This is a genomic window from Pseudomonas sp. SORT22 (assembly GCF_018417635.1).
GTDB lineage: Bacteria > Pseudomonadota > Gammaproteobacteria > Pseudomonadales > Pseudomonadaceae > Aquipseudomonas.
In genome coordinates this window covers 504,422-521,719 of record NZ_CP071007.1, presented here as the reverse complement: position 1 = coordinate 521,719, position 17,298 = coordinate 504,422, and the positions used below count along the sequence as shown (strand labels likewise).

The 17,298-nt window shown below is 63.4% G+C and carries 14 protein-coding genes; all 14 read right to left on the bottom strand.

The window, feature by feature from the left end:
- Positions 1 to 52: 52 nt before the first annotated feature.
- Positions 53 to 487 (bottom strand): hypothetical protein, encoded by a 435-nt coding sequence (locus tag JYG36_RS02405; RefSeq protein WP_213603010.1) that lies wholly within the window; start codon positions 485 to 487, stop codon positions 53 to 55.
- Positions 484 to 1,392, bottom strand: coding sequence for an Ssp4 family T6SS effector (ssp4, locus tag JYG36_RS02400; RefSeq protein ID WP_213603008.1), 909 nt, complete (start codon positions 1,390 to 1,392; stop codon positions 484 to 486). The genes JYG36_RS02405 and ssp4 (JYG36_RS02400) overlap by 4 nt, the downstream gene beginning before the upstream one ends.
- Before the next feature lie 164 nt (positions 1,393 to 1,556).
- Complete coding sequence (locus tag JYG36_RS02395) at positions 1,557 to 2,030, bottom strand: hypothetical protein (protein WP_213603006.1); 474 nt, start codon at positions 2,028 to 2,030, stop codon at positions 1,557 to 1,559.
- An 18-nt stretch (positions 2,031 to 2,048) separates the two neighbouring features.
- Entirely contained in the window at positions 2,049 to 2,495 is a 447-nt protein-coding gene (locus tag JYG36_RS02390) for a hypothetical protein (RefSeq protein ID WP_213603004.1), read from the bottom strand.
- Positions 2,495 to 3,397: an Ssp4 family T6SS effector gene (gene ssp4, locus JYG36_RS02385; protein WP_213603002.1), complete on the bottom strand. Its 903-nt coding sequence runs from the start codon at positions 3,395 to 3,397 to the stop codon at positions 2,495 to 2,497. Before ssp4 (JYG36_RS02385) ends, JYG36_RS02390 begins: the two co-directional genes overlap by 1 nt.
- 76 nt (positions 3,398 to 3,473) lie before the next feature.
- A complete protein-coding gene (gene tagQ, locus JYG36_RS02380) occupies positions 3,474 to 4,427 on the bottom strand; it encodes a type VI secretion system-associated lipoprotein TagQ (RefSeq protein ID WP_093378542.1) in 954 nt (317 codons plus the stop codon).
- Positions 4,428 to 4,508: 81 nt separating this feature from the next.
- Positions 4,509 to 6,248 (bottom strand): formylglycine-generating enzyme family protein, encoded by a 1,740-nt coding sequence (locus JYG36_RS02375; protein ID WP_213603000.1) that lies wholly within the window; start codon positions 6,246 to 6,248, stop codon positions 4,509 to 4,511.
- On the bottom strand, positions 6,241 to 7,443 hold the full coding sequence (locus JYG36_RS02370) for an FtsX-like permease family protein (protein WP_045202330.1): 1,203 nt from the start codon (positions 7,441 to 7,443) through the stop codon (positions 6,241 to 6,243). Before JYG36_RS02370 ends, JYG36_RS02375 begins: the two co-directional genes overlap by 8 nt.
- The gene (locus JYG36_RS02365) at positions 7,443 to 8,159 is read right to left on the bottom strand and encodes an ABC transporter ATP-binding protein (RefSeq protein WP_283817212.1); all 717 of its coding nucleotides are present in this window, start codon (positions 8,157 to 8,159) and stop codon (positions 7,443 to 7,445) included. The genes JYG36_RS02370 and JYG36_RS02365 overlap by 1 nt, the downstream gene beginning before the upstream one ends.
- Complete coding sequence (locus JYG36_RS02360) at positions 8,159 to 11,101, bottom strand: serine/threonine-protein kinase (RefSeq protein ID WP_213602995.1); 2,943 nt, start codon at positions 11,099 to 11,101, stop codon at positions 8,159 to 8,161. The genes JYG36_RS02365 and JYG36_RS02360 overlap by 1 nt, the downstream gene beginning before the upstream one ends.
- Positions 11,102 to 11,112: 11 nt before the next feature.
- Positions 11,113 to 11,832 (bottom strand): PP2C family protein-serine/threonine phosphatase, encoded by a 720-nt coding sequence (locus JYG36_RS02355; RefSeq protein WP_093378531.1) that lies wholly within the window; start codon positions 11,830 to 11,832, stop codon positions 11,113 to 11,115.
- Positions 11,833 to 12,483, bottom strand: coding sequence for a type VI secretion system-associated protein TagF (gene tagF, locus JYG36_RS02350; RefSeq protein WP_213602993.1), 651 nt, complete (start codon positions 12,481 to 12,483; stop codon positions 11,833 to 11,835). It lies immediately after the preceding gene.
- Positions 12,483 to 15,986, bottom strand: coding sequence for a type VI secretion system membrane subunit TssM (gene tssM / locus JYG36_RS02345; protein ID WP_213602991.1), 3,504 nt, complete (start codon positions 15,984 to 15,986; stop codon positions 12,483 to 12,485). The genes tagF and tssM overlap by 1 nt, the downstream gene beginning before the upstream one ends.
- The gene (locus tag JYG36_RS02340) at positions 15,983 to 17,293 is read right to left on the bottom strand and encodes a DotU family type VI secretion system protein (RefSeq protein WP_213602989.1); all 1,311 of its coding nucleotides are present in this window, start codon (positions 17,291 to 17,293) and stop codon (positions 15,983 to 15,985) included. The genes tssM and JYG36_RS02340 overlap by 4 nt, the downstream gene beginning before the upstream one ends.
- Positions 17,294 to 17,298: the final 5 nt, after the last annotated feature.

The window sequence follows — 17,298 nt, the reverse complement described above, 5'->3', positions numbered from 1 at the left end:
GGTGCAGAGTCCTCAGTTTAGGGGGTGGTGATTGTGCAAATATTAACCAGGGTCAATGATGTTGGCGTTTTTGCCGGCGTTCGTGGTGAAGCTTCTCGAGAGACTCGCGCATTTGACGATGGCCGGTGCTGTTCAGCAGGAGCAGACCAATAAGGGGGAACAGCAACCCCAGCATATACACGCCGCGATGGGGTTGAAACGAGTAAGTAGGTACTACCGTAATCAAGCTCGCACAGTACAGAAAGGCAATAATCCAAACTGCCCAGCGACGCCCTCGGACCATCAAGAAGTGACCAATAAAAACCAATACGGCAAGCACCAGCAAGGAAAAGGTACTGTAATCACTCCGATCCGCGTAGCCCGCAAAATAGGTAGCCGAAGCCAAGGACACCGCACACCCAATTGACAGGCACGCCATGAAGAATGCCGCCATGAAGTAGGGGAAGTAGCGCGCTTTGAAGCCTTCCGGGCTGTGATTTGGATTCATTCCGAAAACTCCTCATACAAACCAATTGCAATGCTTTTCGAGTAGCTGCTGCCCGCAACGCTGAGCGTGGCACCCAACGAGTCTTTGATCAGGTTGATCGTTCCATGCCTGAATTCGGTGGGTGTGTATCGTTTCGGCAATTCGCCCAAGCTTTGCTTTAGCCGCAGCTGTTTGGCTGTCAATGATGGATGTTTAAGCTTCAACAACTCGTCGGTGAGCGCCTTACGTTGCTGTCGACTCAAACGTTGCGACAAGTCGTTCCAGCTGCGCCCTGTAGTGGCTTTGCGAAGTTGCAGATACTTGATGGTAGTGGCTCCAGAAACACCTGCACCGAGTAGCGAAACAGCCTCAAGCATCGATGACATATTTCGGTACCATTCCAGAGAATCGAGGCGATCATTCTCGGCAGGATCCAGCACCTCGTTGAAAACTCTCTGCACACCTATTAAGCACTGGGCGGAGCTGGCAGCAGCAGCGGCCGCACCTATTGGTACCAGCACTGCGCTGACGCCAGCAGTAAAGGGGACTGCTACCGTACCGCTGAACACCACACTCCAGCCCAACCAGGCACTCACACAGGCAACCGAAGCACTCAATGCTTCTGCAATAACGCGGGATTCACGCGGATTATTCCGCAACTGATCCAAGAACTGTACAGGGGTCAGATATTTCTTGGTTTCGCGAAGAATCACCCGTTTGGGCGACACACTACACAGTGGCTGAAATTCACGCAGAATGATGATGTTGTAATCTGCATCGATATAGACCACTCCTGCCCCGACAATACCGGGGTCGGCATCAATGGCGGCAAACAGCTTGGGCAGATTAGTTTGGCTTTCGACACGTTGGCGCGCAAAGTACCTCGAGGGGCTGGCGCCCAGCCCACTCATCCTTGAGTCGGTCATGGGGTCTCCTTGAACCTAACACCCGTACTCCAAAGCTGACGAAGCAGATTGGGTCACCCGGGCAAAGAAGCCCTATTCATAGCAGCTCCAGCCAGCAACCTCAGTGCACTTTGGTTTCTTGATGTATCCATGACTCTAGAGCAATAGGTTAACCAAGCGCTTGCTCAACGGCAGGCTCGACTCCGAGCTCGAACTTTGGCCGCACGCACGGCCTTGAACAACTTGTTACGCGATTTGCGGATCGCCACCAGACGACTGCGCATTTCTCGCTGGCGTTGGCTGTTGAACATCAACATTGCCAACAATGGCGACATTGTCGCTAGCAAAAATCCGAAGTTACTTGAGCGCGGTGCGTAACTGAAAAGTAGCGCCAGCAGGTTGAACGCCAGCAAAGCCACCACCACCCATACCCCCCAGGGCCGCCCTCGCACTACCAGAAAATTGCCCAGGCACAACACCAAGGACGATACCAGCATAAGGAAGTAGGCAACTTTTACCTGATCGGAGCGGCTGCCGAAGCGTTGATCAATCACCAGTATTGCGGTGATTACGCATGAAAATGCGACGAGGAAGAAGGCGCCGATAAAGCTTGGAAAGTAACGCCGTAAAAACCCTGGTACGTCATGCAGATGAACCATGGAATAGTGCTCTCTTCGTCAACGACGTGCCTTGCTTTGCTGCGTCTCTTCGAACCGCACCTTGCGCAGGTCAACCAGGAAGCTGCGCAGCTCCCGATGACGTTTGCTGTTGAACAAAAGAAAGCCCAACAAAGGAAACAGCAGCGCAAAGGTAAATACACCCGCGTGTATGTGATGGCTGTAGGTGGATAGGGAAACCAGCATCGCCACCAGCATTACTGCCAGGATCGGCCAGAGGCTCCAGGCACGGCCTCGAACCAGCAACATATGACTACCACTGATGACCAGGGCCAGAACCATGAGCGACACCAGCGTGTAATTGGCCCGGTCCGGATTGTGGTTCAGGTAGGCGGCAGCGGCCAGCACCACCGCAAGCGACGCAGAGAAGCACGCCAGGAAGAATCCACCCAGAAAGGTTGGAAAGAAATGCGTCATGAAGTGCTTCCAGCGCTCATACGAATTCATCACTCCAACTCCTCATACAAGCCCACCGCAATGGTCTGGACGGTGTTACTTCCCGCAAAGCCGAACGTTGCGGCAATGGAGTCTTTGATCAGGGTTTTGGTCGCATGTTGCAGCTGTGTCGGGGTGTACCGTTTGGGCAATGCGCCAGAGCTCTGTTGCAACTTCAACTGTTTGGCCGTTAGTGACGGATGCTTGATCGACAGCAACTCTGTCGTCAGGGCCTTGCGTTGCTGCCTGCTCAGACTTCGGGACAGTTCATACCAACTGCTGCCTGTTGCAGCCTTGCGCATCTGTAGAAACTTGACCGTGGTCAGGCCGGAAGCACCCACTCCCATCAGTGACACGGCATCCAGGACGTTCGAGGTGTGACGAAACCACTCCTGCGCATCCAGTTCGTCGTTCAACGATGGATCGATAATTTCCTGGCCGGTTCTGGCGACGCCGATCATGCATTGCATCGCACCTGCTGCAATTGCGGCCTTGCCCGCAATCGCCACCACAGCGCCCAACCCACCACTGAACGGGACAGCGATGGTGCCGCTGACCATGACGAACCACCCAAGAATCGCACTGGCACAGGCAAGCGTGGTATTGACCGCTTCTTTCACCACTCGCGCTTCACGGGGGTTGTTCTGCAGTTGATCGGCAAACTGCGCAGGCGCCAGATACTTCTTCGCCTCACGCAAAATCACCCGCTTGGGTAGCACACTGCATATCGGCTGAAACTCACGCAGCGTCACCACGTTGTAATCCGCATCGATATACACCACCCCAGCACCGACAATGCCCGGATCGGCATCGATGGCGGCAAAGAGTTTCGGCAGGTTGATGCTGCTTTCGATGCGCTGCCTTGCGAAAAACTGCGACGGATTGTTATCCAGTCGGTTGAGTAACTCACTCATGAACGGTCTTCCTTGAAACGGCGCACAGGTCGCCCGGCCTTATGGCACCGAGCCGGGCGACGCTGTGGCTCAAGCCTTACACGTTAGGGCAAGGCACCGGTGCCCAGTCACCCATGTCCGGGTTCTTGCACATGTTGTTGACCTGGCTCTGGCCGGCGCTGGCAACCTTCTGGCTTTCAGCCTTCTTGGCGTTGGCGTCCTGCAGGGTCTTCTCGGTGGCGACGGCTTCCTTCGGTACCTCTGGCAGCTTTTTCTTCGCCGGTGGCGGGGTCTTGGTCTTGCCGGTATTGGTCTTCTTGGCGTTACCGGTGGCCAGCACCGGCGCCTGGGCTTCGGCGACGATCACCACATCGTTGCGCGGTACGCCGACCTGCTTGAGGTCTTGCTCGTAAGCCTGGGTGTAGTTGTTGAGGTTCTCACCCAGACGGCCGTTGACCGCGGTGATCAGGTTGTTCGACTCCTGCAGGCCGGCGATGATTTCCGCCAGGCGCTTGCGGCCTTCGCCATCGCTGATCTTGTTGCTCTTGCGGCCGTCCATCAGGTTGGCGAACTCACGCTGGTAGCACGCCTGGGAGGCTTTGGCGTAAGCGGTGCTGCGATCCATGTCGGCCGCGCTTTTGTTGATGTCGGTGGCGTAGGAGCCGATGCGCTGGTTGTCGTCGCTGATCTGCTTCTGGCGCTCGGTGTAGTAACCGGCTGCACCGCCGACCAGAGCACCACCGGCAGCACCGATGGCAGCATTGCGGCCACGGTTGTCGGAGTTGCCGGTCAGGGCGCCGGTCAGCGCGCCGCCGACGGCACCGATCAGGGCACCGGTGGCGACCGACTTGGTCATGTCCGAATCGGTGGCGCGCAGGTGCTGCACCGGCTCGTAGCAGCTCGGGTAGTACTCGACCTTGGTCGTCGCACCGACCTTGGACGCCGGCGAGCTGGCGCAGCCAGTCAGCAGGACGGTGCTGAAACCGGCCGCCAGCAGCAGCGCGGCCCGGCCGTTGGAAGCAGTGAAGAAGGGCTTGCGAGTTGAAAGCATGGTCAGGTTCTCTCTTTGTTTAAACACGCCCGGGACAACCTCATGTCGCCCCGGTCACTACGATGCTCGCTCGACAGCCGCTCAAGGTTGCGGGGCGGCTGATGCGAGCAGTTCTTTCAAAATCGTCGCCGGGTCGGCGCGCCGTTGCTGGCGATAGTCCCCGACATGACGGACGAACAGGGTCGCGCGGCTGAGCAGGCTCTTGCCCAGCACCGGCTTGCGATTGAGCTCTTCCTTGACCCGCTGGAACTGCGCCTGGATCACCGCGTCGGTGTAGCGCGTGCCAGTGGCAAGGTTGTCGATGTAGATCGCCACGGCGCCGTCGAGGGCGCTGCGGCCGTTGTTGATGGCAGCGGCAAACAGCTTGGCGCTGGTCTCGTCACCAGAAGCCTTGGCCTGCTGCTGGGTTTTCTGCAGGTTGGTCAGGCGGATGTTGTAGTTATTGATGGTTTCGGCCACCAGGGCCGCCGACTGGATCAGGTTGCCGGCGGCTTCTTCGCGCTGCTGGGCGATCAGCGAGACGTTGCGCTTGAGCTCTTCGTTGACCAGGCCAAGCTCGGCTTGCAGGCGCGGGTCGGCGCTGGCGGCGATGATGCTGTCCAGGCGTTTGGTCGGGTCCTGGGCGTCGTCGATGGCGTCGGTCAGCGCGGCCAGGCGGCCCTCTTTCTGCCATTGTTCGAACAGTTCCTCATAACGCGAACGCGGCGCCGACAGCGCGCCGATGGCGACACGAAAACCTGTGGTCTCGTTGCTTTGCTCGGTACCATCGGCGCCGAACAGCGGGTACTCGCGGCGCATGCCGGTAAACAGCGTGCCCTCGCCTTCAAGGTAGTTACCGCCCTTGACCACAAACCCGCCATAAGCACCCTGGCGCCGCCCGGCGTGCACCAGCTGGAACGATTCCTGGACCATCTCTGCGGCGTTGCCGAGTACGTCGAACATACCCAGCGGGTTGGGCAGCTTGGTGCCGATCGGGGTCAGGCGCGCGGCCTGGCCGGTGCCGCCGGCGACCTGGTTGAACACCGCCCAGTCGGCCAGCGGGCCGTCGCTTTCGCTGCCCTCGAGGCGGCGCGGGAACAGCCGCCCTTCCAGCTCCTGGCGGCTGACGGCGGAGCCGCCACGGGCAGCGAACTCCCACTCCACTTCGGTGGGCAGGCGCACAAAGCCTACACCGCCGTCTTCGGCCTTGTTGCCACGGCCACTGACCGGCAGCAGGTCACGATGGTTCTTCATCAACCAGGCGCTGTACACCGCGGAAAAACGCTCGGCCTCAAAGCGCGACAGTTTGACCTTGGGCAAACGCCCGGCCATGCCACTCGGTGCTTCACAGGCCGGCGCCGGTTCGCCGCTGGCCAGCGACTGGGCCTGGGCCATCACCTGAGCGTACTGGCGGGCGGTGACTTCGTACTTGCCGATGAAGTACATCATCGGCTTCAGCGGGCTGCCGGCGTCGGTCCTCGGCAGACTCGGGCTAATGCGTTTTTTCCAGTCGGCAGACAGGTCCTGGAGGCTGAACTGGCCGTTGATAAAGTCACGGCGATAGCCGGAAATGAACGACTGCTTGTAGCCCGCTTCGCCTTCGCTGAAGGGGTAGCCAAGGTTCACCTCACGGTCGTCCAGGCTGCCCTGGGCCAGCACGTAGACGTGGCGGAAGACCATCTCGCCGTCGCACGGCAGCGGCAGGCTGATGTCGTCGGCCAGTGGCTTGGGGTTGTCCAGTTTATTGCTGGCAGGCTTGCTGTCGTCCTCGGCCTGGGCGCAGGACACCAGGCTCAGGGCGGCGACGATCAGCGCCAGGACGGGTAAGCGGCGGTCAAACATCTCGAATTCCTTCACAAGCGTCTATTCGCGCCACGCGCCAGCCCCCCAGGGCGGCAGCGGCCGCGCTGGCCAGCAGCACAGCGAGCAAGGCAACGAGGTAATGCGACGGGAGCAGATGGCTGGCGTACTCGCCGGGCATCTGCATGAACAACTGGTTGAGGCCACTTTCGGCCAGGGCGTACAGCGCCGCGCCGATGACAGCGGCAAACACCCCGCTGTACAACGCCTGCAGCACGACAAATGCAAGCAAGGCAGCGGTGCTGAAACCGAGCAGGCGCAACACCGACAGCTCGCGGCGCTTGCGCTCGACCGCCGCCAGGGCGCCGGCGCAGATCGCCGCAAACGCGCCAGCAACCGCCAGCGCGGCAATGATCCAGAACACCAGGGTCAGGTTGCGGCTCAGCGACTGCACCTGGGCAATCGCCGGGGCCTGGGTCGAGACCAGCAACTGGCGATCGGCAAAAAAGCGCCGCAGCGGCTCGACATCGGTGAGGTTGCGCGCGTACAGCCGGAAGGCCGGATAAACCCGTTGCACCTCACCGGTATGGCGCTCACCTTCCCAGCCGAAAGCGGGCACGGCGCGACCATCACGGTAGTCTTCGGCGGCTTCCAGCAGCGCCAGCGGCGCAAACAAGGCATCGCGCTCGAAGGCTTCCAGCGGCAGCACGGCGACGACCTTCAAGGTGGTGCGCTGGGCCTGGATCTGCCCGGCAAGCTGGCGGCTGAACGAAGCATCAAGCTGATCACCCGCCTTCGCGCCAAGCTTTTCTGCCGCCGTACGGCTGAGGACGATCTGGTCGACCGCACCGGGGACGGCCAGCCCTTGCAGCAACGGATCGTTAAGCGCAGTGGGGATCATCTCGACATTGACCACGACCTTGCGCGCAGCCAGCACCAGGTCGGCGGTCGCGGCAATCTGCCGGGTACGCGGCAAGGCGAAGGCGACGTCGTTACGCGCCGCCAGTTCAGCGACGAAGTCGGCACTGAAACGACCGCCACCCAAGGGGATGACTTCCCGCACGGCCGGGTCGCGCTGCAAACGCTCGGTAAGGCTGCTGACCAGGCCGAATTTCAGACCGAACAGCACCAGCAACGGCGCGATCACCGCCACCAGGGCCAGCACGCTGCAAACGGACAGGCGCGCATCGTTGCGATAGTCCCGCCAGGCCAGGCTTGCGATCAGCATCGGGCGCATTACGGCTGGCCCTCCAACGTGGCGGTGACACCACCGTCGGCATCGCGGCGGCAGACCATGCGCAACACCTGCAAGCCGGCATCACGGGCCAGCGCCTCGTCGTGGGTGGCGACCAGGCAGGTCACCTGCCGTGCTTGCGCCTGGCGCAGCAGCAGTTGCATTACCCGTTGGGCATTGAGTGGGTCCAGGGCCGCGGTCGGCTCATCGGCCAGGAGCAAATCAGGGTTGTGCGCCAGGGCACGGGCGCAGCTGACCCGCTGGCGCTGGCCGACCGACAAGGCGCCTGGCTGCTTGTCGAGCTGATCGTCAATCTCCAGTTGCTCGGCCAGGCGCTGCACGCTGCCGTCATTGCCCAGGCCAAGCACCTGGCGCGGCAGGGCGATGTTGCTGCGCACATCGAGAAAGCCGAGCAAGCCGCCCGCTTGCAGCACATAGCCCAGATGCCGGCGGCGCAGGTGCGCCAGGTGCTCCTGGCGTTGTTCACGCCACAGCTGCTGAACGTCGTAGGTGTGCGAGTCGGTGCTGAACACAAAGCGCTCGGCCTGATCGGGCTGCAGCACCAAGGCCAGCAGGTCGAGCAAGGTGCTCTTGCCGCAGCCACTGGGGCCGACCAGCGCCAGTTGCTGACCGGCACGCAGCTCCAGGCGCTCGATCTCCAGGCTGTAGCGCTGGTTGCCGAGGCCGCGGGTTTTGCGCAGCGCGTGCAGGTTGATCATCATGGCAGCGTCGACAACGGCACACGGTACAAGGCGTCACCGGGCTCGGCATTGCCGAAGCGCACCCAGTTGGCCATGTCGTTGTGGAAGGTTTCGTACAGGCGGATCTTCGAATCGAGCTCGTCGATGAAGTCTTCCTGTTCGCCAACGCTGAGCGACAACCACAGGTCCTGGGTCATGCTCAGGGACTTGCTGCGGTACGGCAGGCCCTCCAGGTATTCGCCCAGCACACCGCCTTCGGCGAGGTTGGCGCCCTTGCGCAGGGCGGCCGGGTCGCGGCTCATGTAGGCACTGGCGCTAGCGATTTCCTGGAAGAAATCCTTGGGCGAAGTGCGGGTCTTGCGCGCGGCATCGACGATCAGCTTCAGCGACTGCTGCAGGTCGTTGAGTTGCAGCTTGGTGAGCATCACGCAGACCTGCAGGGTCGGCAGCGCCGGGTTGGTCAGGTCACGATCTGAGGTCCAGGCGCTGACCAGTTGCGGCGCCTGGCTGGCACTCTTGCGGCCAAGAAAATCCATGTGCATGGCATAGCCGATGGCGGCGGATTTGTCGGCGATGCTCGGCGAAGCCGCCAGCAGCGGCGCCGGTTGCGCGGTGTTGCTGCGCACCTGGTGGACCAGATCGGCGAAGGTCGAACCGATCTCGCGCACCCGCTCGCCAAACTTGTGCACATCGCCACCGGGTACCGATACATACAGGTCGCCGATCTGCGGGTTGGCATCGGCCGTAAGCACCCGATACTGCTGCTCGGCGTAGGCGTGGTTCTTCTTGCCAGCCTCGGTGCGCAGGTGCAGGGCGTAGATCTTGATCTGCTTGCTCAAGGCCGCCTGGCGCACTTCGGCTTCGTTCATCTGGGTGCTGCTGTAGCGGTCGTTCTTGCGCAGGGAGCCGGCGTCACTGACCAGCAGGATCAGGCGCCCGCCGTAGCCGGACCAGTCCATGCCGTCGACCGCCTGCATGATCCCGGCAAAAGCGTCTTCGTTGAACGAATGGCTGGAGACGTTGGTGGCTTTCACCTGCTCGGCCAGCTTCAAAAAACGCTCGGGATCGCGGCCTTCATCGAGTGTTACCAGGGTCTTGGTCAGGTACTCCAGGGCAGGCGTGCGCGTGGTGTTGTTGCGAAAGCCGACAAGGCCGAAGCTGACGTTGCCCAGCTCGCCACGGCGCGAAATCTGCCCGTGCAGCTCGTGCACCACCTGGCGGACCTGATCGATATAAGGCTGCATCGATACCGAGGTATCCACCACCAGCACCACGGCGGTACGGAAGGCGTCGCCTGAGGTGGCCATGCCGGCGGCTTTCGCTTCGCCGGCGGGTGCGCTGTTGCCCGGGTCGATGGAGGCGACATTGAGCAGCTGCAGCGGCTGGCCGTTTTCGTCGAAGCTCTCGCGCGCCTCGAAGATCGGCATCAGGTAGAACTGCTCTTGGGGCACGGCGCTGGCGCTGGGTTCCAGGGCCATCACTTGCGGCACTTCGTCGGGGTTGTTCTGCGCCTTGAGCAGCTCGGCACGGGCGGCCGAAGTGTCGCCAAGCAAACGCTCAAGCTCATCGGCCTGGCGCAGGAACATTACCGGCGCACGCCCCGAGCGTTCGGTGAACTTCAATACCAGGCTCTGCTTCCAGTCGCTGACCTGGGAGGCTGGCAACCAGCCGTCGCGGCGACCGTCACTGGCGGTGCCGACCTCAAGCCAAGGGCTGCCGTTGACGTCTTGGCGCTGGTAGACATAGAGCACGGTAAAGGCCGGCAAGGTATCACTGGGCGTGGCGCCCGGCTGCTTGACGACCTGCGCGCCCGGCCGGCTCAGCACGCGCTGGAACAGAGTTCGCTTGCCGGCCATCAGCAGTGGTCGGTCACTGTCGTTGCTCGCAGTCGCAACGGTCGGCGCTACTGGCTCGCGGGCTTGTACCGGCTGCGCCTCCACTACCTGTTCGTCGCCACTGATGGCCCAGTAGCCAATCCCGCACAGGCCCAGCGCGGCAGCAACGGCGATGGCGAGCAAGGCCGGTGTCGGGCGCTTGCGCGCAGCTGCAGGTGGCGAGGCCTTGGTGACCGGTTCTGGTTTCGGCGCTGGCGGTGCAGGCTCTACGGTTACGGGTGGCACCGGCGCTGCAATCGGCAGCGGCTGGATCAGGGTGCTTTCGGTGTCTTGCACGGGTAGCCGGTCGAGCGCCGCCAGCAAGGTCTCGGCATCGGCAAAGCGCTCGGCCGGGTCCTTGGCCAGCAGGCCACGGAGAATGTCCTGATAGCGGCCGTGCTCGATCGGCAGCTCCGGCAACGGCTCGGTCAAATGCGCCAAGGCCGTCGACAGCGCGTCGTTGCCGCTGTAGGGCAGTTTGCCAACCAGCATCTCGTAAAACACCACGCCCAGGGCATAGAGGTCGGCGCGGCCGTCGATTTCCTGGCCGCGCGCCTGCTCCGGGCTCATGTAGCTGGGGGTGCCGACGGCAAACCCGGCCTGGGTGAACTGGGTGCGGTCATCCAGCGACTTGGCGATGCCGAAGTCCGACAGCACCGCAGTGCCGTCAGCGCGAAAAAGAATGTTGGCCGGTTTCACATCCCGGTGCACCAGGCCCTGGGCATGGGCATAACCCAGCGCCGAAGCGATCTGGCGGATGTACAGCAGGCCCTGCTCCGGCGTGACCCCGGCGGCGATACGCTCCTTGAGCGTACCGTTGGGCAGGTACTCCATGGCCATGTAGTACAGCTCGCCGACATTGCCGATGTCGTGGATGGTCACCGTGTGCGGGTGCGACAAGCGCGCCAGTGTGCGGCCTTCACGCAGGAAGCGCTCGCAGAAGGTCGGGTCGGCAGCCAGCGCCGCCGCCATGACCTTCAAGGCCACCTTGCGCTCCAGCGAGCGCTGGGTGGCGAGGTAGACGGTGGCCATGGCGCCTTCGCCAATCTCGCCGTCGATGTCGTATCCGGGGATCACTTTGTCCATGTGCTTGGTCTTCAACCGGCCTTGATGACGACGGCGGTAATGTTATCGGGGGCGCCCCGGGTCAGGCCGAGGTGCACCAGGCTGCGGACCACCTGGTAGGGGTCGCTGTGGCCCAGCACTTCGCGAATTTCATGGTCTTCGGCGGTCTTGTTCAGACCATCGCTGCACAGCAGATAGGTATCGCCTGGGAGCACCTGCAGGTGCACGGCCTCAAGTTCGAGCTCGGGCTCGACGCCAATTGCCCGGGTGACGATGTTGGCCCGCGGGTGCACCCGCGCTTCGGCCTCGCTGAGCAGGCCGCTGTCCTGCAGTTCCTGCACGTAGCTGTGATCGCGCGAGATACCTTCCAGGCGCCCGTCGCGCAGGCGATACAGGCGGCTGTCCCCGGCCCACAGGCAGATACCCTGGTCAGCGCGCACCGCCAGCAGCACCAGGGTGCTGCCCATCATCGCCACGCCACGCCGGGCGCTTTCTTCGCGCACTGCCGCGTTGACCGCCGACAGCCGCTGGCGCAGCACTTGGGCGAAGTCATTGAGGGACGCCGTGGTCGGCAACTGGCGCAAAGTATCGACGATCAGGCAACTGACGTAGTCGCCCGCCGCATGCCCGCCCATGCCATCGGCAACTGCCCACAGGCCTTCGCTGGCAAGGTCCAGGCAAGCGTCTTCATTGATGCTGCGCACCAGGCCGACATGGCTGTAGCTGGCTGCGGTGTAATGCAAAGCCGTCATCTAGCGCGCCGCCTCACTACCCAAAAGAAAACTGGCGAAATCCTCGCTGTGCGGCAGGCCCGCACAGCGCAGCATTCCCGCCTCGATATGCTCCGAGCCGCGCCCCCACCACAGGCTCATGCCGGCGCAGGCGCTTTCGGCCAAGGCTGCGTTGCGAGCCTGCGGGGTCACCGCTGCAAAGCGTTGCAAGCCGCCCACAACCGGGCTTGAAACAACAGCACTACGAGGAGCATCAATGCCCTGCACTGCTGCATCGAACGCCTCAAAAGCGGCTTGCGGCTCGAGGGTTTCCAGTAACTGGGCTTCACACTGCTCGAACCAGTTATCCGGGCCACTCACCACTGCCGCCAGCGACTCATCCGGCGCCAGAACCTGGGCCAGGATAAGAGGGAAATAGCGCCCTACCCGGTCAATGCTGGGCATCAACACCCCCACTACAGCGTCGGGCCCGCATACTCCCGGGGCCAGGGCGAAGCGCCACAAGGGGCTGACCAGATAGGCCGGCAACCAGCGCTCGGCCAGTTGCTGCTGGCTGGCCACAAGCCCGGCCGCCAGCCACTGGTCCCAGGGCTGGATAAAACTCTGCGGCAAACCGCGACTGACAAAGTCGCCGCGGCTGGCCAGCTTGCCGTAGAAGCCGACGCCCGCCATCACAACCGCTCCGGCAGGCTGAAGCCGCTGAGCACGCGGCTCTTGAACGGGTTGAAGGCGCTGTTGGCGCGCAGCTCGTACGACACGCTGGCGCCATCGACGCGCAGGCGCAGGCTGAAGCGATCCGGGCCGTTGCCGGCCACCAGGTCGGATTGATCGAGCAAGCGGAACCAGGCCCACGGCCCTTCCAGGGTCAGCCCGGAACGACCGCTGGCCGATGGCGGCATGATCGACAGGCGCACCACGCCGATGCTGTTGGGGTTTGGCCACTGCATCGCAACCGGGCGGCTCGGGCCGTGGTCATAGCTGATCTGCTGGCCATCGAGGTCGAGCAAGAACTGGGTGACCGAGGCGTCCATGGCCACCGGCTTGAGCTCGAAGCGCACGGTCGGCTGCATGCCGCCCGAGCGGAAGAACGCATCGCGAATCGCCGCCGAACGCTGAAAGGTGTGCAACACGCCAGAGCCAATGCCGAGCTTCTGCGCCGCGCCCGGCTGCCAGCGCCAAGGGTTGGCCGAGGTATCGACATAAGGCTGCAGGTACTTGCGAAAATAACTGTCCATCACCCCGCCGACGCCGAAGAACTGGCCGAAATCGTCCAGCGTGGCATCCCGCGAGCTGCCCGCTGCCAGCGGATAACGACCGCTCAGCGACTGGCGATAAACGTTGACCACTTCGCTGGTCCAGGCGGCGTTCAGTTGATTGCGCACGCCGCCCATCATGGTGTTGGTGGTCGAGTTGACCACCGACTTGACCAGGCCCTGAACCATCGGCGGCTGGCGCTGCGCGGTGAGGCTGACGCGGTTGGCGGCGGCCGTGGCCTGGTTCTTGGCCTCGCCGAGCAGGGCGTCGCCACTGGCACCGACCATGGCACTGACCTGCACGTACAAGGCGTTCATGTCGGTGAGCAGGCCGTCGATGGCGGCCGGCTCGCCCTCGCCCTTGCTGACCAGGCTGGCGAGGTCGGCAAAGTGCACGGTGACCGGGTCCTGGTCTTGCTGCGCCTGGCGGCTATCGGCCGGAGCATCCTGGCCCAGCAAGTTACCCAGGCGCTGCTTGAGCTGGTCGACACCAGCCTCGCTGGCTTTGGCCTGGGCCGCGGCAAGCGGGTCCTGCTGTTGCAGGTTAGTTTCCTTGGCCACGGCGCTCAGCAGCTTTTTCAGCGGCGAGGTCGGCCCGGAAATCACCCGCAGAACATCGGCGGCCTGGGCCACGCTGGTGATCGGCACAAAGTCGATATCGGCCAGCAGCGCGTCCCAGTGGCGGATGTAGTCGGCGAAATACAAACGGCGCACGTCGGCGGCCAGGCTAGTCACATCACCTTCATCGGCTTGCTCGCGGCCCAGCACCCAACGCTCTTCAGCCAGGGTATTGCTGTGTTGCAGGCTGGTGGCAAGAAACGCCTTGCGATAGCCATCGAGGGTAAACAGCCCGCTCAAGGGTTCACCCAAAGGCTTGCCGCTCTTGCGGCTGAACACCAGCGCGGCGTCGCGGCCAGCCGCTTCGCTCAGGCGAAAATCGCTGACGCCCTTGGGCAACTGCTGGCGTTTGACCCGGTCATAGACGCGCTGGGCCACCGGCAACTGCTGCAATTGGCGACGCAGGTCTTGGATCAGGTTGGCATCCAGGCGCGCATTCGGCGGACGCTTTTCAAACAGCGCCTGCAGATGCTCGCCCAATGCCGCACGCTGCTCCGGGGCCAGGTCGCGAGGCAGGCTCTGCTCCCAGTCGAGGCTGACCCAGGCCTTGATGAAGTCCGGGTCGTAATGCTCGCCGTCAGCCAGCATCAGGTAGGCCTTGAGGCCTTCGTAGAGAAAGTCCGAACCACCGCCGCTGTGCAGTTGCTCTTCGATACGGGTGACCAGGCGCGGAGCGAACACGGCAATCAGCAACTTGCGGTAGACGCTGGCCGACTCGGCTTCGAGCATGTCGCCCTGGTACAGCCCCAACCCCTCGGCCCAACTGGGCGGATCCTCGGCCAGATGGCGCACGGCATTGAGTAACGGCAGTACCGCCAGTACATCGCGCTGGGCCGGGCTCAAGGTTTGCAGGACTGGCCCCAGCGGCGCGAGCTTACGCTCGACCTGGGCGATGTAAGCCTGGTTTGCGCGATAGCTCAGCGCCCACACGCTGCCGACCAGCACTACCAGGGCAACGCTGGCGGCGAGTGCAGCACGGGCCAACCATTTGCGCCGGCGCTCGACTTGCGGGTTGACCCCGACCAGCCCGCGCTCGGCAAACGCCACGGCGCTGAACAGTTTTTCAATGAAGTAGCTGCGCCCGGTGCCGCTCTGGCGTGCCAGATGCTGACGGTCCAGGCCCATGCTCTGGGCCATGGCGCCGATCAGGCGATCGATCGGGCTGCCTTCCTGGGTGCCGCTGGTGAAGTACACGCCGCGCAACAGGGCGCGTTCTTCATAGGCATTGGGCTTGAACACGCCGTCGAGAAAGCCCTGCAGGTTGGAGCGCAAGGCAGCGAACTGCTGGACAAAGCCGTAAACCAGATCGCGCCGCGCCGGGTCGCGCTCCTGCTGCAGGCGCTCGACCAGGCGCTCGTTGAGGCGTTGCTCAAGGCCGGCGAACTCGCTGTGGAACTGCGCCAGCGGCCCTTCGACCGACTTGTCGTCGTCCAGGGCAAAGGTCATACCCCACACTTGAGCGCGCTCTTCCTTGCTCAGGGTGTCGAAGAACTCCATGAAACCCGGCACCAGGTCGAGCTTGGTCAGCATCAGGTAAATCGGAAAACGCACGCCCAGCTGGCTGTACAACTCCTGGATACGCGAGCGGATGGCCGCAGCATGGGCAGCACGTTCGGCGTCGCTGCCCAGCAACAGGTCGGACAGGCTGATGGCAATGAAAGCGCCATCGATCGGCCGGCGCGCGCGCTGCTTTTTCAGCAGATCGAGAAAGCCCAGCCAGGCCGCCTTGTCAACCTGGGCGTGGCTGTCCTGGGTGGTATAGCGGCCAGCGGTGTCGAGCAACACGGCCTGGTCGGTAAACCACCAGTCGCAGTTGCGCGTGCCGCCGACGCCGCGAATCGCCCCGGCGCCAAGCTGCGCCGCCAGCGGAAAGTGCAGGCCGGAATTGACCAGCGCCGTGGTCTTGCCCGAGCCCGGCGGGCCGATGATCACGTACCACGGCAGCTCGTACAGGTTGCGCCGCTCATCGCCACCCAGGCGCGCCTTTTTCAGCAGGGCCAGGGCCTCGTCCATGCGCTGGCGCAGGGTTGCCAGTTCTTCGGCGGTGGCCACGCTGGCAGGGTCAGGAGCTGTTTCTGCAGCCAGGCTGCGCATGACTTCTGCCGCCTGGCGGCGGGCCTCGATGAAGCGCCACAGGCGATAGCCGAGCCACACTGCAAACAGCAGGGCAATCAGCGCCCAGCGCCGCCCTGCCGGGATCAGCATGTCCCACAGCGGGCCGACGAACCAGATGATCAGACTCAGGGCGATCAGGCCCAGCAGCGGAATGACCCAGCGAATGACAAATCCGAAAAACGCCTTCACTCGACCCCCTCCGCCAATACAGTGATTTCAACCCGGCGGTTCTTTGCCCGGCCTTCGGTCGTGTTGTTCGCTGCCAGTGGTTCGGTGTCGCTCAGGCCCTGCGCGGTAAAGCGCGCGGGCTGGCCGGTCTTGGCGGCCAGGATCTGCAGCACCTGCTCGGCGCGGGCCTGGGACAGCGCCCAGTTGGACGGGAAGCGCAAGGTCGCGATCGGCCGGTTGTCGCTGTGGCCGGTGATGCGCACCTGGCCCTTGACCTGGCCGATGGCGTCAGCAATGCGCAGCATCAGTGGCTGCAGGCTGTCGTTGATGCTGGTGCTGGCCGAGGCGAACAATTCGTCGCCACGGATGGTCACCACCGAGCGGTCGACGGCGTCTTCGACGCTGACCCGCCCGGCCTTGATATCGCTGGCCAGAAAACCCGCCAGGCGTGGGCGTTCCACCGGCTTGGGCTGGGTCACCGGACGGTCGATGGCCTGCACCGGGATTTCGCCCAGGGCATGAATGTTCTTGAACACAGGCTCCGCGTCGGCGGCGAGCATCATGCGCAGGGCAAACAGCAGAGCCACAAGCAACGCCAGGGCGATGGCCAGGCCCACCCAGGGCGGGATGAACTGCGACAGCCGATCTCGGCTGACGCTGACCCCGCGCCAGTGCGGCGACAGTTCGCGCTCGAACTCACCCCGGGCGCTGCGGATAGCGGCAGCAGTGCGTTCGCGCAAGGCTTCGAGCTGGGCGCGGCCACCGTTGATAACCCGGTAACGGCCCTCGAAGCCCAGGCACATGCACAGGTACAGCAACTCCAGCAGGTACAGGCGTTCGCGCGGGCTCTGCAGGCAGTGCTCGAGCAGCTGGAAGACCTTCTCGCCCCCCCAGGCTTCGTTGTGCACAGTGATCAGCAGGCTCTGCTTGCCCCAGTCACTGCTGCTGCCCCACGGCGTGCTGAGCACCGCTTCATCGAGCGCAGTGCACAGCGCGTAACGGGCCAGCATGACTTCGTTACGGGCCACACCGGCGGCTTCGGCGCGCTCTTCGAACTGACGCAGATAAGCCAGCAACTGCGCACGCAGGCTGGCCGGGGCCGGATGGGCGATGGTGCTGCGCAAGCGGGTCAGCAAGGCCAACAATGGCCCGGCGGCGCTTTCCAGCGGGTTGAGGCCCAGCGCCTGGCCGGCGGGCAGCGGCTGCGCCGGCATCGACGGCGCCGCCACAGGCTCCGGCGTACCGGCCTGCGGGCCGCGGCCACCGGGGCGCGGCATGAACTGGGTGCGGTCGTTGGCCGGTGGCGCCGACGGGTCGTTAGGCTGCATTGCGG